Raw genomic sequence first — 26,540 nt, 5'->3', positions numbered from 1 at the left:
AGGCCGCGCCAGTCGGGATCGATCGCAGACGTCAAGCAGCGCCGTCTTTGCGTGCAGGGCGGCTTGTGGTTAGGCAGCAAATGACTGTTCTCCGGTCAATCCGTGGAATGTTCTTCTTCGCGTCGAGAACGTCCCGCGTGGTACTTAAAAAACAAATTGACAGCAATATCTTGCGACTTCAAGTTCCAGATGGAACGAGTTGCAAAAGCGCCTGTGGAGTGGGGATTGACGGACACGGCGGAGTTTTCTGCGCTGTTGCGCCATGGGGGCAGGGAGCTCGTCGAGCCCGGCGCCGTCGACGATCTCGTCGCGGCCAAGCTGTGGGACAATCCGTGCTGGTTCTCGTTCCGCATCAACTTCCTTGCGCTCAACTTCAACGTTCCAGTCTATCGCTGGATCGAGAAGACCTACGGCATCCAGCGTGCCGAATTCGTCGTGATCTACGCGCTCGGCCTGAAGGATGGGCTGACGGCGAGCGCGGTCAGCGCGTCCTCAGGCTTTCCCAAGAACACGATCAGCCGCGCCATCCAGCGCCTGCTCGACAGGGGCTTCGCCCGGCGCGAGGTCGATCCGACCGATCTCAGAAGCTTCGTGCTCTATCTGACCGCCAAGGGCCGGCGCATCGTCGATGAATGCACCCAGCCGATGGTCGAGCGGGAGAAGATCATGCTGGCGGGGCTGACGCCCGCCGAGCAATTGATGGTCTCCGAGCTGCTCGCCAAAATCGTCGTCAATCATCCCGACTGGTCGACATCCCTTACTCCCGAGGAAAATGAAGAATGAACATCGCCGCTGTGTCCCGCGCCTTGCTGCTGACGACGACGCTTTCGGCGGCGATGGGCCTGCCCGCCTTCGCCGATGACCTCACGATCGGCGTCCGCGCCGGGCCGTTGTCGATCGATCCGGATTTCACCGCGGCCGGCTCCCATGCCGAGGCCATGAAGCACATCTTCGATACACTGATCCGCTCCGGCAACGAGTTGCAGCTCGAGCCCGGCTTGGCCGAGAACTGGAGCGCGATCGATGACGTCACCTGGGAGTTCAAGCTCCGCAAGAACGTCAAATTCCACGACGGCTCCGACTTCACGGCCGAGGACGTCAAGTTCTCGATCGAGCGCATTCCGCTCGTGGCTGGTCCCAATCCCCCGACGATCTATGTCCGCCGCGTCACCAGCACTGAGGTCGTCGACAGCGATACGATCCGCGTCAAGACCAATGGTCCGGCGCCGACCTTGCCGAATGATTTCGTGCGTCTGTTCATCGTCTCGCATGTTGCGGCCAAAGGCCTGAACTCGGCCGAGGAGGCGAGCGTCGCCTTCAACTCCGGCAAGGCCGCGATCGGGACGGGACCCTATCAGTTCGTGTCCTGGACGCCGAAGGAGGAGCTCGTCCTCAAGCGCTTCGACGGCTATTGGGGCGGCAAGGCCGCCTGGGACAAGGTGGTTCGCAAGGAGCTGCCGAATGACGCGACCCGCGTCGCGCAATTGAAGGCGGGTCAGGTCGACGTGATCGCCCGTGTGCCGGCATCCGATGTCCCGACGCTGGAGAAGGATGCCGCGCTCAAGGTCGTCAAGGCCAACAGCGTCTATCTTTTCAACGTCGCCTTCGATTTTAGGGAAAAGCCGGCGCAGATCAGCAGCAAGGAGGGGACGCCGCTTTCGAAGAACCCATTCCAGGATCCGCGGGTCCGCGAAGCCATTGATCTTGCCATCGACCGCCAGGCCATCGCTGATGTGGCCATGGAGGGCATGGGAACGGCGCAATCCCAGCTCATCACCCCGAACATCCTCGGCTATAATCCGAGCATCAAGGTCCCGGAGCCTGATCTGAAGAAGGCTAAGGCGCTGCTTGCGGAGGCCGGCTATCCCAACGGCTTCAAGGTCACCTTGAGCTTCACCAACGACCGCCTGCCCGGCGACAAGGAGGTCGGTACCACCATCGTGCAGATGCTGTCGGCGATCGGCATCGCCGCCGAGGCGAACGCCGTGCCGAGCGCGGTGTTCTTCCCGGCCAATACCCGCGGCGACTATTCCTTCACGATGTCGGGCTGGGGCACCCTGACGGGTGAATCCAACTACACGCTGTCGTCGCTGGTACACACGCTCAATCCCACGACCAAGCTCGGCACCTTCAACGTGCGCGGCTATTCCAATCCGGCGATCGATCTGCTGATCGAGAAGGCCGCGGTCGAGATGGACACGGCCAAGCGCGAGCAGGCGCTGAAGGAGGCCAACGCCCTGGTCGCCGCCGCCCGCCCCTATCTCGGCATCGCGTCCGTGGTCTCCGCCTGGGCCATGCGCAAGAAGCTGACCATCGTGCCGCGGTCGGACGAGGATACGCTGGCGACGGACATTCGCCGGATCGACTAGGCTTGTCGGCAGACGGGGCCGCGCTGCTCATGGTCGTTCTGCGCGAGCCGGAACAAGTGTGAGGGAGCTACCGCAACCGTCGGCCGGGAAAGGCGACAAAGGCGCCACCTGGCGATAGCGCGACGAGGTGGACGAGCTAGGCATGGAAGAGACGAGATAATCTGAGTCCGACGTGAGAATTGGCGCGCGTCGCACTTGTACGCGATTGCTTTAAACCGGGATGCCGATCAGCAGGCTATGCACAAATGCACGCACTCCACATGCATGCTGAAATGCACTTTTGGGCTCCAAGCCTGCCTTAAGGAACACTTCGGGCGATCAAGGTCTCAAACTGCACGTGTTTTCTCCGCCTTCCGAGCGCACCATAACCCCAAGCCGGGTGGGGAAGCTGCCTGACCCAGCGGTCAGTGAGCTCGCGCCATGATCCTTGTTTCTGCTTGGGCAAGGCGTAACGAAATCGCATCGAAATAGGCGAACGAACGTGAACAAAACGAGGAAAGTTGAACGCCGATTTCATAAAATTCAATAACTTAGCAGATAGCCCTTGCGTTCGGGACGCAGGGCGTCACTCAGTCAGATCGCAACTTGGACCGAATGTCGGTATCGGTGGTTGCGCCTGCGGGATTTGAACCTGCCGAGGCCACGTGGATCGCGCATTGAATCGCCGCCATTTGCGCACTTCGAGCGAGGTTATTACCGCTCGGTGCCCCCGGGGCAATCATTCCGACAACGAGAAATCCTATTGCGAGTTCAATGCAGGTTGAACGAAACGTTTGTCGGAATGACGTTTGATTTTGTTGCGAAATCATACGCCTCTTAATCAGCGGGTCCCAGGTTCGAGCCCTGGTGCGCCCACCATTTAAATCAAGACCTTAGCGAGAGAAACCGTTTGAGAAGGCCGAACTAAAACGGTTTTTCAAACGGTGTTTTTTGACGGCCGGGCGGCGACTCTCGGCATTGTGATGTGCTCTCCTCGTCTCCGCGGAGGCCAAAGGCGTCTCGAAGGCCGCCCGACAGAACTGCTCCATCAATGTTGCATCTGGGGCAGAGCCGCCCGAGACATGGTCGGCATCTTCCCACTTCCTTTCAATGTCATCGGCGGCGCATTGGGGCAGCTGCGCCGCGTTCCCATCGAAGTAGTGGTTGAAGTCGCGTGCACCCTCATGTTGTCCGGGCGGTAGGCCGCCATGCGATCGTAGAGAAGAACGGACGCTGCTCCGAACGCCGATAGACCGATTTGTGCATCGGTGATCTCGAGTCTTCCGTCTCCGGGTCGATCGGCAGGTCACGAACCCGGCCTTGAGGAAGCCTCCCGCCTGCTCATTGTGCACCCGCGGGATTGGGCGACAGCCGTAGCATACTGCCGTCCCGTTTCAGGCCGCCAGGGATGAGCGAAGCTCCGGCGAACAACCAGTTGAGCGCGACGTCTGAGAGCCGAGCCTCGTTCTCGAGATAGCCGCCGCCGACATCGGCGTGCACGCCCGAAAACCAGACCTGTTCGAAGAAAAGGTTGTCGTGCACGTCTCGTTTGTCCTGCTTCTCGGCCGTGGGCGACCAAGTGACACGCTTGAAATCGGCGCGGCTCTCGTCGATCGAGATCGCATGTTTAGCGTAGCCCACCCTCGGATTGAGGGTCGTGTCGTAGAATTTGTGCTTCGGCGGAGCGAGATGCACCGTCTGCAGGCGCTTCCAGAATCCATAACCGGGCAAGATGGCGCGATCTTCAGATAGTTCATGAAAAAAGCAATCGGCGCTGTGGCGATGCCGAGGTAGCTCAGAATCCAGGCCACCCATCTGGACCATGGAAAGACCGGCTGAAGGAAGCCACCTAGCCAGTGCAACCCGATCAGTAGCGCAATGCCGGAGGTCACGAGCGCCGCGCCCAGATATTTGTGGCCGAGGGCGGCGGGATCAACTTGGCGCCTTCCGCGGGCGTCAAGGCGAAGCTGCTTGGCAGCAACTGGATCGGTCGCTTTGAGTACCAGCACTACGACTTCGGTAGCGCACATCTCCAGTTCACTGCCATCTCCACCAGCCCTCCTAGTTCGGCGGACAGGGGCGGAAGTCAGACACTGGATGTGGTACGCGCCCGTCTATCGTACAAATTTGGTGGGGATGCGGTCGTCGCTCATTATTGAGGCGCAGTGCGGGCCAGCGAGGCAGCCTTCACTTGGCCTCGTCCTTGACGATGTCTGTCAGGCTCTCAAGCTGGTGGGCCAGCGCTGTCCAGCTACGGGCGACATTCATTAGTACCGAGCACCGGCGGGCAGAAATCCGCCCCTCCTTTGCTTTGGCAGCATACTCTCGGCACTGTTCTGCGCTTGGCACTGCTGTTGCTCCTGTCAAGAAGCTTAGCTTACGTCCGATAGCCAGAAGAGAATTGAAGCAGATCAAGCAGGCAGCTCGCAAATCGATTTTTGCCATTACCGGCTACATTAGGCCAGTTACCGCCGGCGAATGAGAACAGATCGCAATTGTCGTCGCATCGCGAGAAAAGCCGCTCCCTGGGCGGTGGACAGAGCCACCGCGCACGGACAAACGCGGCCTAACGCGGCATGCTTATGTTTAGCAAAGCCCCTTGCAAAACCGATCGCCAAGTCAATGTCCGATCGGCAAATATCAATGAGCGACCTGCACATGCCGCGGGGACCCGCTGGCAGGGAGCACACCGAAGCACAGCATTGGAACGTGTTTGGCAAGACGGGATTCCACGTGACATCAGTCACAACGGTGACACGATTTGCAGTTTATCGCGTCCCGCGCAGCGGGCTGACTCTCCTCCTTACCTGGTGGGTTGATCTAGATCAAATCGGGCACTTGCCACTATGGGTGATTACTCTTTGGAGCCGCGGGATGCAGGTCCTGTGACAGCAAATCGCGATTAGTCTGTCGGTCACTCGTTACGGGAGTCGTCACAATGAGGTGCAGGTTCAGTATCGTTACGTTCGTCCTAATCGCCCCAACGTTCGCCAGTGAGGCGCTTGGCACAACGACGGACATTCGCAGCATCACCTGTAGCGAATATCTCGCCATGCCGGCTACACCGTCGGGCAAATTTTCGGCTTGGATGACCGGCTGGTTTAGTTATGAAAGTCGGAGGACGTTTGTTGATTTTGACCTGCATCGGGCAAATGTCACAAACGTAAGAGGGTGGTGCCAGTCCAACCCGAATGCCAGTGTGATGGTAGGGCTGGAAAAATCGATAGGCGTAACTGCGGTGCCTAACGCTACGCTGGATTTTAACAAGATCACCTGCGGAACTTGGTTGGCATACGGTCCAGCGGATCAAGATTTTGTAAGATACTTCATGAGCGGCTACTACAACGCAGCAGCAAGCAACAGTGTATTGGACTACGAGCGCCTGCAGAGGAACTCCAGTGCGGTCGTCGCATACTGCAAGAAGAACAAATCCCGCACTTTACCAACGGCCATTCAGAATAGAGCTAGTTAGCTGGACCAGTCTCCCGCCGCTTGCGAGCAACAGAGCGCGCCCTGTATTAGTTTGACTCCTGTTGATGGCCGTCAGCCAAGTAGCGGCGCATTTCATCGAGGTTCGCTCAGTGACGCATGTCGGACAAGATTTGCGAAGCTTGGAGTTTTTCGCAGTTTGACTCATTTGAGACCTCGGCCGACCGCAGCCGACCTTCCAGTTCGGAACCGATTTATTTCACAACCAAATGTTTCCTGGCGGCTACGGCGGCGGGAGCGGACGGGGAAATAGTGAACGTTAGCCAGGTGTTCCATCCCGAGGGACGGTTCGCTGCACCAAATTCGCCGTATCCCCTCAGACCAAGGAAGCCCTGCATGTCTGCGACCGGGAAGCTGTACCCGATTTGCGGACCGACACCGAAAACGCGTGACCTGAAACTACCGAGGATCGGGTTCTGGCCGGAATCGTCGGTGACTTGCTGGTAGGCGTATCCGACAATGCCGACGAAAAGCTGCTTAGTGAGGGAGTGCGATGCGCCCCAGTCGAAGTGGAAATCGATGCCGCTCCGGTACTGGGTGTCGGGATTCCTGAAATTGTAGGTCAGGCCGGCGACGCCCGAGATTTCGTTTCCTGCCGCCGGGTCGAAATAGGTGTAGCCGCCCCCAATGTCGATCGCGCCGTGCCCGAGCCCGATATTGGGAATCCGCGTCGGATCATAGTCGCCGACGGGAATATTGCCCGTGACGTAAGCCATGTAATTGTCGACGCCAAGGTTCCATAGTAGTTGCGCGAAGGGCGCGAGGTCGCCGTAGGAGGTAAGCGAGCCTTCGAGCATTCCGGTACGCGTCACCACAATCGGTCCGGCTATCGCTGTCAGTGTTCCGGCGATACTAGTGGCGGCTCTGCCGTACTGGCCCGATATACCTACGACCAACTGACCGCCAAGCTCCGCCGTAGCGAAAGTATACGATGGCGTAAGGGCGACCAGATCGGCCCGCCCGTTCAGACGCAGATTCAAATTAACGTTGACGTTCGCGGGGATTTTGCCGGCCAGGATCTCTTTGGCCGCAGCAGCACTCCCCGCGGCGGCGACGCTGGAATGGTAATCGATGACACTGAGCGCCCAGCCCGGTGTCTGCTGCACCGCGGAGAGACTTGCAAACTGACCCGGAAACCAGAATGAGCTACCGCCCTGGTCGGCATGCGAAACATCAGCGCAAAGCACGAGAGCGGCCACCGCCAGATAGTCGATGACGCAGCTTCCCTGTTTGTTTGATCCCATTTGCAAACCTCTGGGCAGTACTTGCAGCAAGCGCTGTTACAGCAAAGCGCTCCGCGAACCGCAGGACCCAGGTTACGACGGCCTTCACTACTAGGCACAAGCAACGTCCAAATGCGACACAGAATGGTAACAGCTCGAGACAATTGTCTTGGGCGATGACGCAGTTGCAGCCCTCAAGGTGCTTGCGCTGGAGATGCTCGGCTTCTCGAGCGCCAAGATTCATAAGCGCAAAAAAGCCCCGGCATGCCGGGGCTTTGGTTTGCCAAGGTGGGTGCGATCAATATCTTGCCGCGACCGGTGCGCCGTATCCACCGAAGCGGTAGTTCAACCGAAGCGTGACCATATCCACATCCTGGCTGACGCCGCTGCCGGTGAGGACGAACCCTCCGGGAGTGACTATGCCTGCGAAGCCGGCATTATCACGGCCCATCCAGAGATGGTCGTATTCGATACCGAACGACCAATTGGGCGTGAAGCCGTACTCCCAGCCCACGCCAAGGGCGCCGCCCCAGCGCGTGTGGCCCGCCGATGCCAGGCCGACCCCGGTGACGTTGTTGAATATATCGAATCGGTTGCGCGTCACGGCGCCGCCGCCCTTCACGTAAAACAGCGAGGCATTCCACGCCCAGCCGAGCTGCGCCGTGAAGAGGCCGATGGCGTCAATCTTACCGGTTGTCGAAATCAGCGGGTCGATCAGACTGACGCGCGTATTCTTGATTTCTGCCCAATCTCCCTGCGCTTCCAGGCCGAGCACAAACTGATTGGTTTGCCAGCGGTACCCGATCTGTCCGCCAGCGAGGCCGCCGGAGCGATCGGCGCAACCACCTGCGACCGTTCCTGCTGGCGTCACGAAATCCACACAGCCGTGGCTTTGTCCCCAACCGCCGTTGGCGCCGATGTAGAACCCGGTCCAATCATAGATCGGCGCGATCACCGGGGGCGGGGCCTTGACATAAGGTTTAGCAGCCAGATCAGCCGCTGACGCGGGTGCCGCCATGCTCACGGCCAGCAAGGCCATGCCACTCAACCAAATCTTCTTCATTCTTTTTGCTCCATCCACGTTTCACCCTAACGATGCCGGCTCTTTTCTTGGCAGTCCCGCATTCCAGCTCGAAGCTAGCTGAGCCGCCTGGAATTCGGTGTGCTTACGTGGCAACAGTTGGGAAAATTGAGCAACTTGCGCGTTTGAGTTGTGTCAGGAATGTTGACCAGTCAACTGGCCGCCTGGAATTTTCCGCGATGGGGGGGCAAGGGCGCTTGGTCTCATCTCCGCACCCTTATGCTGAGATCCTAGGCCCCGCGCAGACGTGCAACACGCCTTCGCGGAAGCCGCCGACGAACTCATCAGATGCGTCCGCCGGCAGAATTTCGCTGAGATCATCAAACGACCCGCTCACCATGGTGGCAAGCTCGTGCGCCGAAGCATGCTCTGCCCAGCGGCGACCCAACTCCAAACCTCGTTGCCGATCTGCCTCTGTGTCCATAGTCCAGGACCATCCCCGCGTCCGTGGCCCCGGCGAAGCTGATGCCGCGCCGGGGCCTGTACGATCTCGCCAATCCTGGAAGCTTGGGGGCTGGAAAGAATCGGCAAGGCGCACTCTAGACAAGCAGATGCGCAGTGCTTGGCCAGTGCACTTTGTGCCAATGGGTGAATGCCCCGGCCGGAAATAGCTTTTCGGGCTGCCGGCATACAAGACGGACCGCTGACCCTTACGCGCTAGCCGGCACACTCTGGCGCCATGACGATCTCACCCCGACATCGGGTGCAGCGCGCGCTAGTCCCCACGATCTCGCAAGCTGGGTCAGCTGGCACAATGCCCCGGCAGCACTTCGGGCACGTATATCCCGCGATGTTTGGCGTGAAGTCATACTCCGGACCAACATAGGCGCACATCATGTGGTGGAATACTGGAAACAATTCTAGCGTGGAGGAGCCGCAAGCCGGGCAACCCGTTTGGTTCGCTTCGACCTGCATGCTGCACCTCGCGCACTCTCACAGCTCGTCGAGCCCGAATAATCTCACCAGCACTGAAGCGATCCGCGCGCTCAGTTGTGTGTAGTGCATGTGAACGTCGACGGCCGAGTTCAGCGCCGGGCGATGAGCGCCTGGGTTGAAGCGAATTCGCGCGATTTGCGAGGCGGTACGCTCGCGCGCCGCCGACGAACCCGCCCCGGGGTACACATCTGACACCGGGAGGATTTCCGCGATCTTGCCCAGAATTCGTCGGTTGCCGAACAGCACAAAGACTTCGTTGCCAACTTTTGGATCGGACAGGCGTTCGTTAGGAACGTACCAGTCGACAAAGACATCCGTGGGGTCGAGAATTTCTGCAATCGGAGTGCCCGCCACCAGGGATTGGCCGGCGCGCGCAGGATTGTTCGCGACTATGCCAGCTATGGGCGCGAAGACTCTCCCGTCTGCAAAGCTGCTTTCAACCTTTTCGAGGCGATCACCGAGTTGCCGGCTGAATTCGTCGAGAGCGGCCAATTGAGTGCTGGCTTCGGCGGCTTCCGCCTCCTGCGAGACCACGGCTTTGTTCGCCAAGGCGCGCTCCCGGGACATGTCTATGCGGTAATTCAGGCTCGCGGCCGATGAGTTTGCGATAAGTTCGACAGCTTCCTCAGCAAGCCGCAGATGTGAGCGCGCCGCGTCGAGAGATTCGCGCGCAACCCGGGCCTTAACACGCAGTTCCGCTTTGCGACCGGCGATGTCCGCGAGCGAGCGCATATAGGTGGCGACAATCTCATCGTGCTGCGGAGACCGAACCCTTCCGATTTCGTCGCCGGCCTTGACCGATGCACCTCTCAGCACGGTGATGCTGTTGATCTGCACGATGTAAGGCAGTGAAACCAAATATCTCGGTGAGGACACGCTGCCCGGGCCGCCGAGATAAAGAATTGGCCTCCCGAAATAGACGACAAAGAATGCGAGTATGCCGAATACGATTGTCGCATAGGCGGCGCGGACGGCCCGTCCGGCCGCACGCCGACGGCTCTCGATGGGATCGGGGATATGGGGATCGAGTCGTGTTAGGGTGACGGTCATTTGGCCACTTCCTTCGTCGGATCGCCGAATAGTGCACGGCGAACGCGCGGCGGCACGAAATCATCGTTCCGCGACGAGGCAAAGATGATTTCCGAAGAGTAGGAAAAGAACCGCGCGCACTTCAGATAGACACCCTGGTAAAAGGGAAAGATCAGAGCCATCTTCCAGCCAAACGTTCCGACGGATCGATGGAACAGGGCGAACACAAGTGCCATATTGAAGACCGAGATCCAGAGCAACACCAGGTAGACCGCCGACAGAAACAGCACGGCATCCGAGCCGAACAACAGCACAATGTAGGCCAAGTAGAACGGCAGGCTGAGCGTCGGGACGAGATCAAAGACGATGAAGTCCAGCCGTTGGATCGTGTCCGGTAAACGCTCCAGCGGATGGCGAAAACTCAGCTCGCCATACATCATGAAGCGGATGCGCAGAGCATCGCGATCCCAGCGCGCGCGCTGTCGCAATAGACTTACGCCGCTTGCGGGGCCGGCTGTTTCCGCCCAGGCGTCGGACACGAACCGAATGACATAGCCGAGTCTGCGGAGCCGCAAGGTGTACTCCATATCCTCTCCCGGGCCGACGTCGAGCCCGCCCTGCTGCGCGAAAATATCCCGGCGATACATGGAACAGGCTCCGGACAGACACGCGATCGCATCCACCACGTCGAGGATCGACCGCCCCGCGGTGATCGACATCAGGTATTCGACGCTTTGAAGTCCTGTCCATATCGAGTCGCGCTCGTTACTGATCGCGATGTTGCAACTTGCGCCGGCGACGAGCGGATCGTCGAAGGCAGCCGCGAGGCGCTCAACCGCGTTCGGTTCGAAGACAGTGTCGGCATCTACGGTCAAAAGAAGATCGCCGCGTGCAAACCGTGCTGCAGCGTTGATGGCAGCGCTGCGGCCGCAGCGCGTTCCATGGCAGATGACCATGTCAACCAGGCCCTGCGCTTTCGCCCGCTCCGCGACCGCGCGTGTTGCGTCGGTGGAGCCGTCGTCGACGACGATGATTTCGACAGGTCGGAGGGTTTGCCGGCGCAGCGAGCTGATCGAAGGAGCAAGCCCGGAGCCGCCGTTGAATGTCGGGATAATCACGCTTACCGTCGCCTGGCAAACCGTCCCGCCGACGCTTCGCCGCTTCGAGCTGAACAGAGCAAGAGACACCAGCGACAAGGTGTAGCGGGGGATGTCGAATATCAGCAGCGAGAAGGCGAGTAGAAATAAACTCGTTCCGGCGAGCACTTCCATCATTTCGGACATGCCGGCCACCTCCGCTACGACAGGACCATTCCGAGCATCCGACCAAACAAGGCGCGCAAGGCAATTATCAGACGGGAAAATGAAGACCATCACGTTGATGGTCGAGTGGTAAATTGCGTAAACATTTGCTTTTTGTGTCTGCGCTATTCAACTGCAGCGTTGGCTTCGTCAGTTGACGATGACAGCTTGCTCTTGAGGCTGATTGTTGGCGTGCCGGCATCAGCGTTGCGGTTGGAGTTGTTCGCCGCGTCGATAAATCCCACAAGGTGACCGGTCCGTCCAACCTTTCAGGCGCAAGACGGCCTCAGTCTGGAAAGGCTGAGGCCGGTGGGGGCGTCGGTGTACCGTTGGGGTCGGTACTTGCTAAATCTAATCACGACGAACCACTTTGCGTATTGTCCTTGAGGACAACCAATCAGCACGTTGTCCCTCTAACACATCTGCGGACCGCCCGACGGGTTTGACGGACCGTCGTCCGTGCGACGCACACGCCGTTGATACGTGTTCTACCGACGCCGCAGGCAGCAGCAACTTCCGTAATCAGGCTTTCGGGCTGTGCAATCGGGGCAGGTGTCATCGCCTGAGCGGATACTGCGAAGAAGAAGGCGAACGTGGCAATTCCGAGCGACTTGATCATATCGAGCTCCCTGGAAGCGCCCAACCGCCCGGCCGGCGCGGCGGAGCGATGGACGCGACTCCCTCAAACTGAGGCCCGCTGCTGTCAGAGAATTGAGATAGATCAAAGCGCCTTTTTCGACTTCCCATGCGGCAATCGCTGTACATAGCAGGCCAGACGCCGGCGAAGGACTATGACCGCAGGAAGACTGCAGAGTCCAAATAGCAGCGCGCAAATATCGTCTGCAACTGCGCACCGCGAAGGAAGATTGTGTGAGGCGACAAACCACCCCGGCCTGAGATCCAACTCCGAACTGGAGCCGGGTACATGGAATAGATCATCCGTGTAGCTTCTCGATTTGTAATATGGCGTCCGCCGGCGCTGAGATCCCAAGCTGCGTGGAAAGCAAGGTTTGCCCTTTCTGTCACGCAAACTCTATCTGATGGGATCTTTGCTAATACGATCGTGCAGGCGGACGCGCAGAGGCCATCGATAATCACAGTCTGGCCAGTCTCATTCAACTCATCATATCGATCAAGGTAACGTTGAATCAAGCCACCACGGTCATTGGCAATTCTCACGACTGCGTGGCTATCGCCAGCGCATACAAACATAGATGCTGAAGCGAGCAGCAGAGTAAAGGGTTTCATAATGTGCCTCTTACGACTGCGACATCAGCAAGGTTCATGATGGCTCGTGCGCGAGAGAACCCGCGGCTTGGCGATGCGCGAGAGCGTGTTCTCTGGTGGTGCGTCCGGTATTCTCGGACCCGCCTTACAGCAACACGTGCTCATGCCGGCGGCCCACGCTTTCCGTAACGCCGACGGATGCACCTCGCGGCATGATCCTGCTGGAGTTCTTGTGGTCTCTGAACCAGCGTTGAGTTTGAGCGCGGACCCGAACCATGTACCGCTCATTGATCACTGCCCCTCTTTGCCCAGGAGTAGCGCCAAATGCATTGCCTGTGGGTCGCGATTCCCGGCCGGCCTGAAGCCGAACCTGCCGAGCACCGTCAGCATCGACTTGTTCTCGGGCAGGACCTCCGCGATGAGTTCACGCAATCCGGCATTGGAGGCGATCTCGCCAAGGTGGCGCATCAAGATGGAGCCGATGCCTCGGCCCTGCCAAGCGTCGACAACGACGAAGGCCAACTCGGCTCGTTCGGGCTCAAACATGACGTATCGAGCGCCTCCGACAATCATTCTCCGCTCGGGCTGCCCGACCTCGCACACCAGCGCGACGTGATTCATGAAGTCGATATCCATGAAGAACGCGCGCTCCTTGTCCGAGAAATGACGCTTGATCCCAAAAAAACGGCGCTGCAACGACTGCTTGCTGGTCTGATCCAGCGCGTCGAGGACAGCCGTCTCGTCGGCCGGCCGCAGCGCTCGGATTTCGGCCGTGCTGCCGTCCCGCAAGTGTTCCGTCACGCTGTATTTGGCGATGTCCGACATGCGAGGTCTCGGCTCAGGCGGCCGGAAAACACGTCGGCCTGAGGCTGGTCTATGAACGGGGCGGTCGGTTGCCCGTTTGATTTGTATCAAGGGCCCGCAAAAAGCGGGCGGCCTGAATCTCGGCAGTCAGCTCGACACATTCGGGCGGGATGACGACGTGACACGACTGGGTCGGCATACTCGTCGTCCAGCATTGACCTATATCAAAGGCCTGCAGTTGCGGCGGGCTTTGGATGCCTTCATACGACATTGAGGTCGGAGCATGCAGATGGAAGTGCCTAGATCACCCGGCGGTTCGATGTCCGGTCTCGTCGCCTCGGCCGTTGAATACATGGTCGATGCTGGACAACGGAGCATACTCTTTCTCGATGTGATGCGCCGGCGCGGCGACCAATATCGGGAGCACGTCGCCCAAACCGCGCCACACGTTCTGCAATATGCGGCCGAACTGATCATCGATGGCCGCAAGCTGGACGAGCCCGTCAATTACGCGCTTGTCCGCATTATCCCGCCAGCCGGCGTCGAGATCGATTCCACACGGCGGCCGTTCATCGTGATTGATCCACGCGCCGGGCACGGTCCAGGGATCGGCGGGTTCAAGGCCGACAGCGAGATCGGCGTCGCGATGAAGGCGGGACATCCCTGCTACTTCATCGGCTTCCTGCCGGAGCCGGTGCCGGGCCAGACGATCGAGCGTATCGCGCGTGCCGAGGCACTGTTCATCGAAAAGGTGATCAGTCTCCATCCGGACGCTGACGGGAAACCCTGCGTCATAGGCAATTGCCAAGCCGGATGGGCGGTCATGATCCTGGCTTCGGTTCGGCCGGATCTGTTCGGTCCACTGATCATCGCCGGAGCCCCGCTCGCGTACTGGGCCGGCGTGCATGGTAAAAATCCGATGCGATATTCGGGCGGCCTGCTGGGCGGAAGCTGGCTAACTGCGCTCGTTAGCGATCTCGGCGGTGGGAAGTTCGATGGTGCCTGGCTGGTCCAGAACTTCGAAGGCCAAAACCCGTCGAACACGCTCTGGACCAAGCAGTACAATGTCTATTCGAAGGTGGATACCGAAGCCGATCGCTACCTCGAGTTCGAGCGCTGGTGGGGTGGGCACGTCAATCTCAACGCCGAGGAGATTCAGTTCATTGTCGACGAACTCTTCGTTGGCAACAACTTGGCCGCTGGCAATATCACCCTATCCGACGGGCAGAAGGTAGACCTGCGCAACATCAGTTCGCCGATCGTGGTGTTCTGCTCCAAGGGCGACAACATCACTCCGCCGCAGCAGGCGCTGGGTTGGATCCTCGAATGCTACGCCGACGTGGATGACATCAGGGCCTATGGGCAAACGATCGTCTATACCGTTCACGAGAGCGTCGGCCATCTCGGCATCTTCGTCTCGGGCGGCGTCGCCAAGAAGGAGCACGCTGAATTTTCCAGCAACATCGATCTGATCGATGTACTACCGCCCGGCCTTTACGAAGCGACGTTCGAAGCCAAGGACGAGGAAACCACCAGTTCCGATCTCGTTGTTGGCCAATGGGTGATGCGCTGCGAGGCCCGAACGCTCGAGGATATTCGTGCCATGGGCGGCAATTCGCCTGAGGACGAGCGGCGCTTTGCCGCGGCCAAACGCGTCTCGGAGCTTAATCTTGCCGCCTATCGCAAGTTCGTGCAGCCCTGGATCAAGGGCATGGTGGCGCCGCAGACGGCAGATTTGATGCGTAACCTGCACCCGCTGCGGACGCAGTATGAGGCCTTCAGCAGTCAGAATCCATGGATGACGGCGGTGAAATCGGCAGCGGAAGGGCTAGAAGAGAACCGCAAGCCGGTTTCGAACGACAATCCGTTCCTGGCATTTCAGGAGCAGGTCTCTAAGCAGATCGTTCATGCGCTGGACAGCTGGCGCGATTCGCAGGAAGCGATGAGCGAGGCGATCTTCCTCAACGTCTACGGCTCCCCGGCGCTACAGGCGGCGGTCGGCATAGATCCGAAAGCTGAACCGTCGCGCGGGCGCGAGATGCCGGCCGAACACCGTGCCATGCTCGACAAACGGATCGCCGAGCTCCGATCCAGGATTGGCGAAGGCGGGCTTCGCGAGGCGGCCATCCGTGCCCTGCTTTATATCGGCTCGGCGAGAGGAATGGTGGATGAACGCAGCATCGAGGCGTTGCGTCAGGCTCGTCACGACAACAGCGGAGCGCGATTAGCGCTTGCCGAATTTAAGATGCTGGTTCGCGAGCAGTTCTTCATGCTGCTGCTCGATCGCGAGGCGGCGCTGGCCGTTATCCCGAAGTTGCTTCCCGACGATGTCAATCAGCGCCGCGCGGCTTTCACGACGATGAGCGAGGTGCTGTCGGCCAGCGAGGACATCACAGGCGAGCGCGCCAGCCGCCTGCAGCGTGTCGCGCAGCTGTTCGGTCTCGACGCCGAAACGTCGGGGAGGGCGTCGAACGTTGCCCCTTTCGACCCCAAGGCGAAGGCATCGTAACGCTGTCTGGAAGGAACCGGCTCATGTCAGCCGACACGTCGCAGGCACAGTCCCCGAGCAAGTACGACCGTCTGATAGCGGCCGCGCAGGCCGTGCCGCCGGCCCCAACCATCGTCGTGCATCCCTGCGATGAAAGCTCATTGCGCGGCGCTGTCGATAGTGCACAGGCCGGCATCATCCGGCCGCTCCTGGTCGGACCTGAAAGGAAGATCCGGGATACGGCCGCCAGGCATGGTCTCGACATCGCGGCCTTCGAGCTCGTTGACGCAGCGCATAGCGATGAAGCCGCTGCAAAGGCGGTAGAGCTGATCCACGCCGGCCGAGGTGAGCTGTTGATGAAAGGCAGCTTGCACACCGACGAATTGATGCGCGCGGTCACCGCGAAGGCCGGAGGCCTGCGCACCGACCGCCGTATCAGCCACGTCTTCGTGATGGACGTGCCGGCCTATGCCGAGACCATCTTCGTGACGGACGCGGCCATCAACATCTTCCCTGATCTGGACGCCAAACGCGACATCATCCAGAACGCGATCGATCTTTACGTGGAAGCTGGATTCGGCAAGTCACCGCGCGTGGCAATCCTGTCAGCGGTTGAAACCGTGACCTCGAAAATTCCGTCTACGATCGAGGCGGCAGCACTCTGCAAGATGGCGGATCGCGGGCAGATCACCGGAGGGATCCTCGACGGACCGCTGGCTTTCGACAACGCCATCGACCTGGAGGCGGCGCGCATCAAGGGGATCAAGTCCGAGGTCGCCGGTCGCGCGCAGATCCTCGTCGTTCCCGACCTGGAGGCCGGCAACATGCTGGCAAAGAACCTCGCCTATTTCGCCAAGGCGGACGGCGCGGGCATCGTGCTCGGAGCCCGGGTCCCGGTCGTCCTGACCTCACGCGCGGATTCGGCGCGTGCGCGGATGGCCTCGTGCGCGGTCGCAGCGCTGTATGCCCATGCCCGGCGCCGGCGTGCTCCAACGATTGCCGCGTGAACGCCATGGACACCATCCTTGTGGTCAATGCCGGCTCCTCCAGCGTCAAGTTCCAGGTCTACTCGATCGAGGGGGACGGAATATTGCGGCGACAGCTGAAAGGGCAGATGGATGGGATCGGCAGCCGCCCGCGTTTGCGCGCGAGTGGCTCCACCGGCGATCCGGTTGCGGATCGCGCCTATCCGATCGAGGCGGTGCCGGATGTTCCGGCCGCGATGGACATTGCCGGCGCCTGGTTGCGGGACGAGCAACGCATTCACCCGATCGCGGTCGGTCATCGCGTCGTTCACGGTGGCCCGGACTACGATCGGCCGATCCAGCTCGATCATGGTGTCGTGACCCGGCTGGAGCGGTACATCGCGCTCGCGCCGCTGCATCAACCCCATAATCTGGCGCCGATCCGCTCGATTCTCGGCAATTTCCCGGAGCTTCCGCAGGTCGCCTGTTTCGATACCGCATTTCATCGCACACATAGCGCGGTGGCCGATCATTATGCGATTCCACATCATCTTTATGCCGAGGGCGTACGCCGCTACGGCTTTCACGGTCTCTCTTACGAGTACATTGCGAAGACCTTGCCAAAGGTCGCGCCGAAAGTTGCGAATGGGCGGGTTATCGTCGCTCACCTCGGAAGCGGCGCCTCGATGTGCGCTCTCAGCGTGGGACGAAGCGTCGAAAGCACTATGGGCTTCACCGCTCTCGACGGGCTTCCGATGGGAACCCGCCCTGGTCAGATCGACCCTGGGGTGGTGCTCTATCTCATTTCCGAGAAGGGGATGTCTGCCTCCAACATCCAGAACTTCCTTTACCGCGATTGCGGCTTGAAGGGGTTATCCGGCGTCAGCAACGATATGCGCGTGCTGGAGAGCAGTGACGATCCGAGAGCCAGACTGGCCGTCGAATATTTCTGCTATCGCATAGGCCTCAGCGCCGGCATGCTTGCCGCAGCGCTGCAGGGGCTGGACGCCTTTGTGTTTACGGCTGGTATCGGCGAAAACTCCGCAACAATTCGCGCGCATGTCGCTGGCCAGCTTGCGTGGCTGGGCGTCACCCTCAATCAAGCCGAGAATACGCGCCACTCACAGCTGATCTCGGGTCCCGACAGTCGCATTCCAGTCTATGTGGTGCCGACCGACGAGGAGCTGATGATCGCGCAGCACACTCTGTCAGTGCTGATGAACAGAACATCGAGCAATCAAAGACAGGAGAGGGCATCATGATTCCCGTATTTCCGGATACCAAGATTGCCCTGAAGGGGAAAAAAGGCCTCGTCGTGGGCATCGCCAACGACCAGTCGATCGCGTGGGGATGCGCCAAGGCCTTTCGTGCGCTTGGTGCCGATCTAGCTGTCACTTACCTGAACGACCGCGCGAAGAAGCACGTCGAGCCTCTTGCCCAGGCACTTGAGGCGTCTATTTTCATGCCACTCGATGTCATGACGGAGGGGCAGACCGAAGAAGTGTTTGCCCGGGTCGAGAGGGACTGGGGCCAGCTCGATTTCCTGCTGCACTCGATCGCATTCTCACCGAAGGAAGCCTTGCACGGACGTGTGGTGGACGTCGGTCGCGACGGCTTCCTGAAGACGATGGAGGTCTCCTGCTGGTCCTTCATGCGCATGGCGCATTTGGCCGAGCCGCTGATGAAGAACGGCGGCACCATGTTCACGATGACCTATTACGGCAGCCAGATGGTGGTCGAAAACTACAATGTGATGGGTGTGGCCAAGGCGGCGCTCGAAGCCTCCGTCCGCTACATCGCCGCCGAGCTTGGGCCGAAGGGCATCCGCGTGCACGCGATTTCGCCCGGGCCGCTGGCTACGCGAGCGGCATCAGGCATTCCAGAGTTCGACGAACTGATGGACAAGGCGCAATCCAAGGCCCCGTCGCGCAGCCTGGTCAGCATTGAAGACGTCGGCAACGCCACGGCATTTCTCGCGCTCGACGGCGCCAAGCTCATTACAGGAAGCGTTCTTTATATTGATGGTGGTTATCACATCATCGACTGAAGGGGACGGGATGCGACTCAGCGATAGTGCAGGGCGATTAGCTCGGCCACGCAGGCCGGTCGATTGCCGCCTTCGATCTCGATGACCAGATGATAGTTCACGCGCAGCCCGTCGGGAGGGACATCCTCCGTCTCAGCAACGCTGACGCGGCCACGCAGCTTTGAGCCCGCCGGGACCGGCGAAAGGTACCTGATCCTGTCGGCGCCGTAGTTCAGGGTGTTTCGGAGGCCTTTTAACCCCATCACCGAGCGGATGAACATCGGTGCCAGCGCCAGGGACAGCATGCCATGGGCGATGGTAGTGCCGCCGGGCATTTCTTTCCTCGCGCGCTCCTGGTCGACATGGATCCACTGTTCATCGCAGGTCGCTTCCGCAAACTTGTTGATCCGGTCCTGCGTTACCTCGATCCAGTCGCTAGCGCCGATTTCGGTACCGACCGCAGATCTTATCTCATCAAAATTGCCGAATATCCGCATGTCCTTCACCTTCAGATCATCATCTCCGGGACATGGTCGCCGACGAGAAGGTCGGCTTCAGTCGCAGCCATCACTTCGCCGATCGTGACGCCCGGCGCGGTCTCAAGAAGCGTCGCCGTGCCATCGGCAAAGCCGATGACAGCCATGTCGGTGACGACTAGATTCACTGGCCGCGCCGAGGTGAGCGGCAAGCTGCATTTCGCAACAATCTTCGACTTGCCCTTTGCTGCGTGCTGCATGGCGACGATGACCCGCTTCGCGCCGCTCACGAGATCCATGGCGCCGCCCATGCCTGGAACCATCTTGCCCGGGATCATCCAGTTGGCGAGATGGCCATGGGCATCGACTTGAAGGCCGCCAAGCACCGTGACGTCGACATGGCCGCCGCGGATCAGTCCGAACGACATCGCGCTGTCGAAGGTCGAGGCCCCGGGCAGCGCGCTGATCGGGCGCCCCCCTGCGTCCGTTAGCGTCGGATGCGCCAGGCCTTGCTCGGGGATAGGCCCCGTTCCGATCAGGCCGTTTTCCGACTGGAAGAATACCTTCAGGTCCGTTGGAACGTAGTTCGCGACGAGCGTCGGGATACCGATGCCGAGATTGACGAGGTCGCCGCTCCGAAGCTCCTTGGCGACGCGCCGGGCGATGATGATCTGCGGATCCATGTCGTCACCCGTTTGTAATGAGGTAGTCGACGAGCGGCGCCGGGGTCACGACGTGGTCGGGCGCGATCACGCCGATTGGCACAATGTTCTCCGCGGTGACGATCACGGTGTCGGCGGCCATCGCCATGACTGGATTGAAGTTGCGCGAGGTCAGTGCGTACGCCAAGTTGCCGAGGTAGTCGGCAAGGAAGGCGTGCACTAGCGCAAACTGTGCACGCAAGGCTGTCTCCAGCAGAAAAGGCTTTCCGTCGACTTCGATCTCGCGCTTGCCCTGCGCAACCAGCGTGCCGACGCCGGTTGGCGTCAGAACTCCACCTAGCCCGCATCCACCCGCACGAATGCGCTCGACGAAGGTTCCCTGGGGTACCAGATCGACGGTGATCTGGTTTGCCAGCATCTGCTGCTGTGCCTTCGCATTGAGACCGATATGCGTTGCGGTCAATCGCGCGACCAGCGCAGCATCGAACAGCTTGCCGACGCCCTTGCCGGGGATCGCCGCATCATTGCAGATCAGCGACAGACCGCCCTTCTTCTGCCGCACCACCTCGTCGAGCAGGCGCTCCGGTGTTCCGACACCCATGAATCCGCCGACCATGACACTCGCGCCGACCGGGATCATCGCGACGGCTTCTTCGAGGGAGATGGCCTTCATGAGGGAGAACTCCGGTCGGCGCGTGCAGGGCGTCGATGAATGCTGGAGGGCGGAAATCGCGCTGCTTTGATCTGCGTCAAGGCTCCGCATCATTCGCGGACGATTCCCACGCTCGCGAGCGCGTCGTGCCAGAGCTTGCGCAGTTCGGTGTGTCGGCTTTCCAGGACTGTGCTGACGGTGCCACGGAAGGGTAACAGGTCGGGACCTTTCAGGAACAGGATTTGCGCCTGCAACAGACGTCCGCTCTCGAACTCGATGCGGCGTAGCGCCATCACGAAGGGGTCATTCGGGTTTGCCTCAAGCGGTAGTAACGCCGCTGGCCGGATCCCGGCGTGGACGGCATGCGCGAGCGTGGCGAGGTGGACTGCTTGCCAAAGAATGCGATCGGCAATGCCTTCGTTCGGCGTCGGAAGCCAGGCGGCCTCCCAGGATATGGCCATATAGCCCAGGGCAAGGTCCGGCACCCATGTGGTTGCGCGCATCAGAAGCGACACGATCTCGCTCTCTCGGTAGAACTGAGCGTTCAATTCTGTCTGCCAGCCGGCCTCGAACTTCGCCGGCAGGGCGAGGGCGAATTGCCTTGCGAGAGCGCCATGGGCCGAGATCAGGAAAGCGGCGACGCGAGTCTGCTGGCTGTGCGGCACTCGGCCTTCGGAGTCGAGTGGTCCGAGAAGTCCGCTCATGCCCGGGTCCTCTGGACGGGGATGGCACGCAGATGGTCGTAGCTGGCGGGAAATGGAGTGAGCTCACCACCAGGGTCTTCGGGCGCAATCCAGACCGCTTTGTTACCTTGCCAGCGTCCGGCCAGCACGTCATCGGCGAAGCGCGCGAGCAGGTCGGCTGTGAGCGCACCCTTTTCCAACGTGAAAGCGTGATAGGCGCCCGGGATGATCACGAGCGCGCTGTTGGGGATTCCGACTCGCAGCGTCTCGTGTAGGGCGCGCGGCGTCAGGAAGTCGAACTCTCCGTTCAGGATCATGGTTGGGACGGCGATCGAGGCGAGTTGCGGCGTCAGCGGCTGGAAGTCGAGGAACGACTCCATCAGGTTCTGCAGCGCGTAGAGGTCATTGACCAGCCAGCCCTGCCGCTTGACACCGTCGAGCTTATCCAGCAGCGGCTTCAACCATTCATCGGACAGATTCATCGGCAGCAGCAGATCCTGGAGATAGCCGGTTCCACCCAGAATTAGGCCGGTGCGTAGTGCGTTGCCGATCAGGAGAAGTTGAGGCGAAAGCTCGGCAAAACAACTCATTGGCACCAGACCCGAGAGGCGCGCCCCATGCTCGATCGCGTAGCGCAGCGCGATCAGGCCGCCGAAGCTAATTCCACTGAGGAAGACTGGACCTTCGCCGAGCATCTCGATCAGGCGATGCAGCGCAAGGACATGGTCGTCCTGGTTGATGAAAAGCGTAGGCTTGTCGGAGGCGCCCTGGCCGAGCAGATCGAACGTCGCAACGCGAAATCCCCGTGCGATGAGCGCGTCGCGATAAGCGGTCCACAGTTCGGAATATTGAGTCAGTCCATTGACCAGCACGTAGGCCGGCGCCGTCACAGGACCGTCGAGCTCATACCGGATCCGGTAGGAGCCGTGCGTGAGGAAAGGCATCGCGGCGTCCGGCATGTAATTCGGTGCCAAGACACTCGCGCGGGCAGTGCGAATTCCCTTGCGCTAGATCAAGGGTCGCGCCGCGTCCTCTCCTAGCGTTTGGCAAAATCAAAGCCTGCCGGAGGAATTCGCCATGGTCGGGAGACATGTCATGCGGCGATATCTCATCAGCCTGCTGTTGCTGTTGATCGGGACATCGCTCGCGGTTGCGCAGCCCTTCACGCGCCGCTCGTCGCAGATGCAGCATGACGGGCTGAAGAAGACCTACGAGATCGCGAATTTTCGACTTGGGGGCAAGTACGATCTGGCCGATCCCTCGAAGTGGGAGAATGGCGGCGAGGGCGGCGTCACGCTCGAATCTTTGGGCGTCGGGAAATTGCACACCGCCTATATCGCGGTCGGTACGCCGCGGCGCAACGCCGCCGGTGAGATCACCAATGCCGTCGTCATCAACTCATATTATTCCGGCGATGCCACCGACATGTACGAGCAGTGGGTCAAAGGAGCAGCCTTGTCAGGCACCGTGCCAATTATTGGTCCCGGCCGTCCCATCGATACGGATCGTTATTATGTCATCATGGTCGATCCGCTCGGAACCTGGGGCGCCAGCAAACCTTCGGACGGTCTCGGCGTAAAGTTTCCGCAGTACAGCTACTATGACATGGTCCAGGCCAATTATCGCATGCTGCGCGACGGGCTGAAGGTCGCGCGCGTGGCCCTAGTGTCCGGCGTTTCCATGGGCGGCACGCAGACCTATGTCTGGGGCGTGATGCATCCCGAATATATCGGCGCAATGATGCCGATCGGTGGCACCACGCAGTCGGATGGGGAAGATCCTGTCGGCAACTGGACATTCCAGATGATGACCGCGGCGATCGAATCCGATCCGGTGTGGCAGGAAACGAATGGTGATTATTACAAGCTGCCCAAAGAGAAGCATCCGATGCCGGGCGTGGCGTTCGGCTGGTCGATCCTCGGCATGACCGGCTATGACTTTGCGTTCCGTACGACCCAGAATTGGGGCGCCGTCCAGCCCGAAATTTTTTATTGGGACCCCCCGAACGAAAAGGCGGCTTTGAACGTCGTCAACCGTGCCAAGCTTTACGATGCGGTCGACCTGGTCTGGCGCAACCGTGTCGGCGAGACCCACAACATCAATGCTTATCTCGGCCGGATCCAGGCGCGCACGCTGGTGATGCACATTACCAACGACCTGTGGCTGAACTTCAAGTTGGCTCAGAAGGCTGTCGACCGTGTACCCGGTGCGGACCTTATCGCTCAGGAAAGTCCTGTCGCACATTATGGTGTGTTTCCGATCATCAACCAGCGCAAGAACGACCCGAAGTTCGTTGCCTTCATGGATGATGTGGCGAGCCTCGACCGCGCGCAGAAATTCGTTGACAAGAATTATCGCGTGCCCGGCGTCGCCGAGAACATCGACCCCAAAAAGTCGTTCTGGAAAGAGTTCGTGACCTATCCCTATCCGGTCAAATACGCCAATGCCAAAGACAAGGGCGGAAATTCCTGGCAGATCGGCTACATGGATGAATACGCCGGCACGGAGAAGGATCCGAAGATCCTTGTGATCGTCCATGGCAAAGGCGCGTTCGGCGGGCACTACGGCAACATCATGCAGTATGCGCTGCGTAGCGGCTTGCGCGTGATCGTGCCCGACCTGCCGCATTACGGTATGTCCGGACCCGGCAATCTCGACAAGAGTCCGGCGCGCACCATGCAGGACATGCGCGAGGTCATCTACGATCTCGTCGTCAACCAGCTCGGCGTCAAGAAGGCGTATTATCTCGGCCATTCGCTCGGCGGTCAGTTCGTGATGGGTTATGCCCTGACCTGGCCGGATGCAGTGCAGGGTCTCGCGCTGGAGGCGCCATCAGGTCTCGAGGAATATCCTCGCGAGATCACCATCGCCAAGGGCAAAAAGGCGCCGCTGTTCGACCCGGCCTTCGATCATGACTTCGACAAGTGGAGGGCGACCTGGGAGCAGACCGGCATTCTGGCCGCCGAGAAGGCGCGTGACGAGCAGAACATCCGCGACTTCTTCTATTTCAAGAAACGCGATCCGGAGACTGGCGCGGTGTCTGCGGCGAAGAGCGGCTATTTCTTCAGCGACAGCGAATATGCCCGCTTCCACACCGAGCAGCGCGTTGGGCTGACTAAAGGCAATCCGAAGGAGCTCGAGCAGTGGTGCAACGTGTTCATCTACGACGTCTACACGATCGGAGCGGAGCTCCAGCAGGATGATCCGAAAAACCTGTACGAGCGGCTCACGCAGATCAAGGCTCCGATCTTTCTCGCCTTCGGCGACAAGGAGCCGTTCATCCCGACGCCGGCGTTCAATGGACTGACGGATCTCGGACGCGATGCCATCACGCCCTTCATGACACGCATGACCAATGCGGGCAACCGGCCGATCCTCAAGATTTATCCGGAGACCGGGCACTTCATCCACACGGACAACCCGGTTGAATACCCGGTAGATGTAGTGGATTTCGTGACGCGCGGAAGCGTCGACACGTCGTCGCCGGTCGGAACCGATCGTATGATCAAGGGCTCGGTAGCTTCTGCTTTGCCGGTGGCACCGACGCCGGCCGGCGCCGCGCCCACCGCCGGCCTGAACAAGTAGGACCGGTCCATGCCGATGGTGCAGGCGGGCGAAGTCCAGCTGGGCTGGCGAGAGTGGGGCAAAGGCGACATTACCGTCGTCTTCATCCACGGCAATCTCGCCAGCAAGGACTGGATCGAACTCGCTGCGCCGCTGTTTCCTTCTGGTCTTCGCGTCATCGGCATTGACTGGCGCGGCTGCGGCGACAGCGACCGGCCGAAACCTGCGGTTGATTACACCAACTACACGATGCAGCAGCACGCAAAGGACATGCTGGCTGCGCTCGATACCCTGGACATCAACTACTGCCATCTTGCAACGCATTCAACCGGCGGCATCATCGCGGCCCGCATGCTCCTGATGCAGCCACGGCGATTCGGGCGGGTATTTGCGCTTGATCCGGTCACGCCGCTCGGCATGGCTTTTAATGCCGACCAGATCGGGCTGTTCCGCGCCATGATGGCGAGCAAGGAGGTGACCCGGTCGGTGATGGCGACCGCGGCCTCATCGCTGTTCGTGCCGGAAAGCATGGCGCCGAATAAGGTCCCGCAATTCCGTCCAGGGGGCGCGGACATCCAGGCGCTGTTCGACCGGATCATCGAACAAACCTTCGGCGTCTCCGAAGGGATCTGGATCGGGACGCCCGTCAATCTCACGCGCGAGCGGGAGAGTCGGGAATTGGAGAGCCGCATGCCGGAGATCGGGCATTCGCACCTGGTATTGTGGGGCGAACGGGACGGCTGGATCCCTCCCGCGGATCTTCATGCGATGGCCGCGGCAATGCCGGACTGCCGCCTCGTCGTCGTGCCCGGTATCGGACATTCGATGAATCTCGAAATGCCCGCGCTCTACGCCGGCTATTTTGGTGCGTGGTTCGGGGGACTTGCGGCATAACAAGGAGGAATGACACCATGGCCGATATCAATCCATCCGCAGCGGATATCCGCACCATGCTCGCCGAGACGCTTCTTCGCCTGCGTAAGGCCAACGCGGAGTATTTCGAGCAGCTGGAAATGGGACTGAACGCCTCGAAGCTGCCGATAGCAAACCACGCCAAGGAGTTCTGCGGCTACATGCAACGCAACGTCACGGCGACGTTCGGCCTCGGCGACAAACTCATGCAGGCCAAGGACATGCAGGACGCGCTCGAGATTCAATCTGATTTTTTCCAGGCGCAAATGCGATTGCTCACCGAGCAAAGCAAAAGCATGAGCGAGTCTGCCATGAAGGCGGCGACCGAAGCGTTTGCACCAAAGAATTGAGCCACGCTCGTCGCGGACGCTGTCGCTTGCAAAGCTGGGAATCGTTTATTGAGCAACTAGGATCAATGAGTGACGTGATGAAACCCCACCAGGCAACTCTGCATTTGGGTTTTCCGAGGTTCCGCCGTCTCATGACGGAAGGCCTTGCCCGTGCGCGAGCACCTACCCTGATCTAACCCACCGTTTAGGCGGACGATCGGAGGAAATATCGCAGATTGGCGTCATGTGGTGAGCGACCCGAGACATAGGTGACAGTTCGTACCGGACACATGGGTTACACTTTCCGCTTTTGTTCTGCGGGAGGTGTAGATGCCGTGGAAAGCG

At 60.1% G+C, this 26,540-nt stretch carries 22 protein-coding genes; 10 read left to right on the top strand and 12 right to left on the bottom strand.

The genetic code is table 11. The features are described from left to right. Positions 1-225 precede the first annotated feature (225 nt). Positions 226-783: a MarR family winged helix-turn-helix transcriptional regulator gene (locus ABIB91_RS30870; protein WP_354170210.1), complete on the top strand. Its 558-nt coding sequence runs from the start codon at positions 226-228 to the stop codon at positions 781-783. Beyond that, a complete protein-coding gene (locus tag ABIB91_RS30865) occupies positions 780-2,369 on the top strand; it encodes an ABC transporter substrate-binding protein (protein WP_354170212.1) in 1,590 nt (529 codons plus the stop codon). Before ABIB91_RS30870 ends, ABIB91_RS30865 begins: the two co-directional genes overlap by 4 nt. 1,320 nt (positions 2,370-3,689) lie before the next feature. Here ABIB91_RS30865 and ABIB91_RS30860 read toward each other — a convergent pair. Further along, positions 3,690-4,172, bottom strand: a complete 483-nt coding sequence (locus ABIB91_RS30860) for a T6SS phospholipase effector Tle1-like catalytic domain-containing protein (RefSeq protein WP_354170214.1) — start codon at positions 4,170-4,172, stop codon at positions 3,690-3,692. Between the two features lie 1,114 nt (positions 4,173-5,286). On the opposite strand from ABIB91_RS30860, the gene ABIB91_RS30855 reads away from it, so the two are divergent. Further along, positions 5,287-5,820, top strand: a complete 534-nt coding sequence (locus ABIB91_RS30855) for an HdeA/HdeB family chaperone (protein ID WP_007601232.1) — start codon at positions 5,287-5,289, stop codon at positions 5,818-5,820. Positions 5,821-6,031: 211 nt separating this feature from the next. Here the strand turns inward: ABIB91_RS30855 and ABIB91_RS30850 are convergent, their stop codons facing one another. From ABIB91_RS30850 to ABIB91_RS30820, 6 genes are all read right to left on the bottom strand, one after another. Next, complete coding sequence (locus ABIB91_RS30850) at positions 6,032-7,081, bottom strand: SphA family protein (RefSeq protein ID WP_354170216.1); 1,050 nt, start codon at positions 7,079-7,081, stop codon at positions 6,032-6,034. Between the two features lie 277 nt (positions 7,082-7,358). Further along, positions 7,359-8,123 carry an outer membrane protein gene (locus ABIB91_RS30845; protein ID WP_354170218.1) on the bottom strand — a complete coding sequence of 255 codons (765 nt, stop codon included), beginning with the start codon at positions 8,121-8,123 and terminating at the stop codon, positions 7,359-7,361. Between the two features lie 951 nt (positions 8,124-9,074). Next, the gene (locus tag ABIB91_RS30835) at positions 9,075-10,127 is read right to left on the bottom strand and encodes an HlyD family secretion protein (protein WP_007601235.1); all 1,053 of its coding nucleotides are present in this window, start codon (positions 10,125-10,127) and stop codon (positions 9,075-9,077) included. Continuing rightward, positions 10,124-11,389 (bottom strand): glycosyltransferase family 2 protein, encoded by a 1,266-nt coding sequence (locus ABIB91_RS30830; protein WP_354170220.1) that lies wholly within the window; start codon positions 11,387-11,389, stop codon positions 10,124-10,126. The genes ABIB91_RS30835 and ABIB91_RS30830 overlap by 4 nt, the downstream gene beginning before the upstream one ends. An 807-nt stretch (positions 11,390-12,196) precedes the next feature. Beyond that, a complete protein-coding gene (locus tag ABIB91_RS30825) occupies positions 12,197-12,655 on the bottom strand; it encodes a hypothetical protein (protein ID WP_354170222.1) in 459 nt (152 codons plus the stop codon). A 270-nt stretch (positions 12,656-12,925) separates the two neighbouring features. After that, on the bottom strand, positions 12,926-13,459 hold the full coding sequence (locus ABIB91_RS30820; RefSeq protein ID WP_354170224.1) for a GNAT family N-acetyltransferase: 534 nt from the start codon (positions 13,457-13,459) through the stop codon (positions 12,926-12,928). Between the two features lie 262 nt (positions 13,460-13,721). Here ABIB91_RS30820 and ABIB91_RS30815 point away from each other — a divergent pair, with 262 nt between their 5' ends. From ABIB91_RS30815 to fabI, 4 genes are read left to right on the top strand one after another with little or no spacing between them, the layout of a single operon-like run. Beyond that, positions 13,722-15,947: a DUF3141 domain-containing protein gene (locus tag ABIB91_RS30815; protein ID WP_354170226.1), complete on the top strand. Its 2,226-nt coding sequence runs from the start codon at positions 13,722-13,724 to the stop codon at positions 15,945-15,947. A 23-nt stretch (positions 15,948-15,970) separates the two neighbouring features. Beyond that, positions 15,971-16,933, top strand: a complete 963-nt coding sequence (locus ABIB91_RS30810; RefSeq protein WP_007601240.1) for a phosphate acetyltransferase — start codon at positions 15,971-15,973, stop codon at positions 16,931-16,933. A gap of 5 nt (positions 16,934-16,938) precedes the next feature. Beyond that, positions 16,939-18,153, top strand: coding sequence for an acetate/propionate family kinase (locus ABIB91_RS30805; protein WP_354170228.1), 1,215 nt, complete (start codon positions 16,939-16,941; stop codon positions 18,151-18,153). Then, positions 18,150-18,938, top strand: a complete 789-nt coding sequence (fabI, locus tag ABIB91_RS30800; protein WP_007601242.1) for an enoyl-ACP reductase FabI — start codon at positions 18,150-18,152, stop codon at positions 18,936-18,938. Before ABIB91_RS30805 ends, fabI begins: the two co-directional genes overlap by 4 nt. Positions 18,939-18,955: 17 nt before the next feature. On the opposite strand, the gene ABIB91_RS30795 is transcribed toward fabI, so the two are convergent. From ABIB91_RS30795 to ABIB91_RS30775, 5 genes are all read right to left on the bottom strand, one after another. Continuing rightward, positions 18,956-19,414, bottom strand: coding sequence for a MaoC family dehydratase (locus ABIB91_RS30795; RefSeq protein ID WP_007601243.1), 459 nt, complete (start codon positions 19,412-19,414; stop codon positions 18,956-18,958). A gap of 11 nt (positions 19,415-19,425) precedes the next feature. Beyond that, positions 19,426-20,076, bottom strand: coding sequence for a 3-oxoacid CoA-transferase subunit B (locus ABIB91_RS30790; RefSeq protein ID WP_007601244.1), 651 nt, complete (start codon positions 20,074-20,076; stop codon positions 19,426-19,428). 4 nt (positions 20,077-20,080) lie between these two features. Then, positions 20,081-20,728 (bottom strand): CoA transferase subunit A, encoded by a 648-nt coding sequence (locus ABIB91_RS30785; protein ID WP_007601245.1) that lies wholly within the window; start codon positions 20,726-20,728, stop codon positions 20,081-20,083. 89 nt (positions 20,729-20,817) lie between these two features. After that, positions 20,818-21,411, bottom strand: a complete 594-nt coding sequence (locus ABIB91_RS30780; RefSeq protein WP_007601246.1) for a hypothetical protein — start codon at positions 21,409-21,411, stop codon at positions 20,818-20,820. Then, positions 21,408-22,334 (bottom strand): alpha/beta fold hydrolase, encoded by a 927-nt coding sequence (locus ABIB91_RS30775; protein ID WP_354170231.1) that lies wholly within the window; start codon positions 22,332-22,334, stop codon positions 21,408-21,410. Before ABIB91_RS30775 ends, ABIB91_RS30780 begins: the two co-directional genes overlap by 4 nt. A 133-nt stretch (positions 22,335-22,467) precedes the next feature. On the opposite strand from ABIB91_RS30775, the gene ABIB91_RS30770 reads away from it, so the two are divergent. Genes ABIB91_RS30770 through ABIB91_RS30760 form a run of 3 tightly spaced genes read left to right on the top strand, consistent with a single transcriptional unit; the run spans position 22,468 to position 26,216 of the window. After that, positions 22,468-24,975: an alpha/beta hydrolase gene (locus ABIB91_RS30770; RefSeq protein ID WP_354170233.1), complete on the top strand. Its 2,508-nt coding sequence runs from the start codon at positions 22,468-22,470 to the stop codon at positions 24,973-24,975. A gap of 9 nt (positions 24,976-24,984) precedes the next feature. Continuing rightward, complete coding sequence (locus ABIB91_RS30765; protein WP_007601249.1) at positions 24,985-25,848, top strand: alpha/beta fold hydrolase; 864 nt, start codon at positions 24,985-24,987, stop codon at positions 25,846-25,848. 17 nt (positions 25,849-25,865) lie between these two features. Next, complete coding sequence (locus ABIB91_RS30760; protein ID WP_007601250.1) at positions 25,866-26,216, top strand: phasin; 351 nt, start codon at positions 25,866-25,868, stop codon at positions 26,214-26,216. Positions 26,217-26,540: the final 324 nt, after the last annotated feature.

The organism is Bradyrhizobium sp. JR4.3, assembly GCF_040547695.1.
GTDB classification, from domain to species: domain Bacteria; phylum Pseudomonadota; class Alphaproteobacteria; order Rhizobiales; family Xanthobacteraceae; genus Bradyrhizobium; species Bradyrhizobium canariense.
Note: the sequence above shows the minus strand (reverse complement) of the source record. Positions and strands in the feature narration are given on the sequence as shown.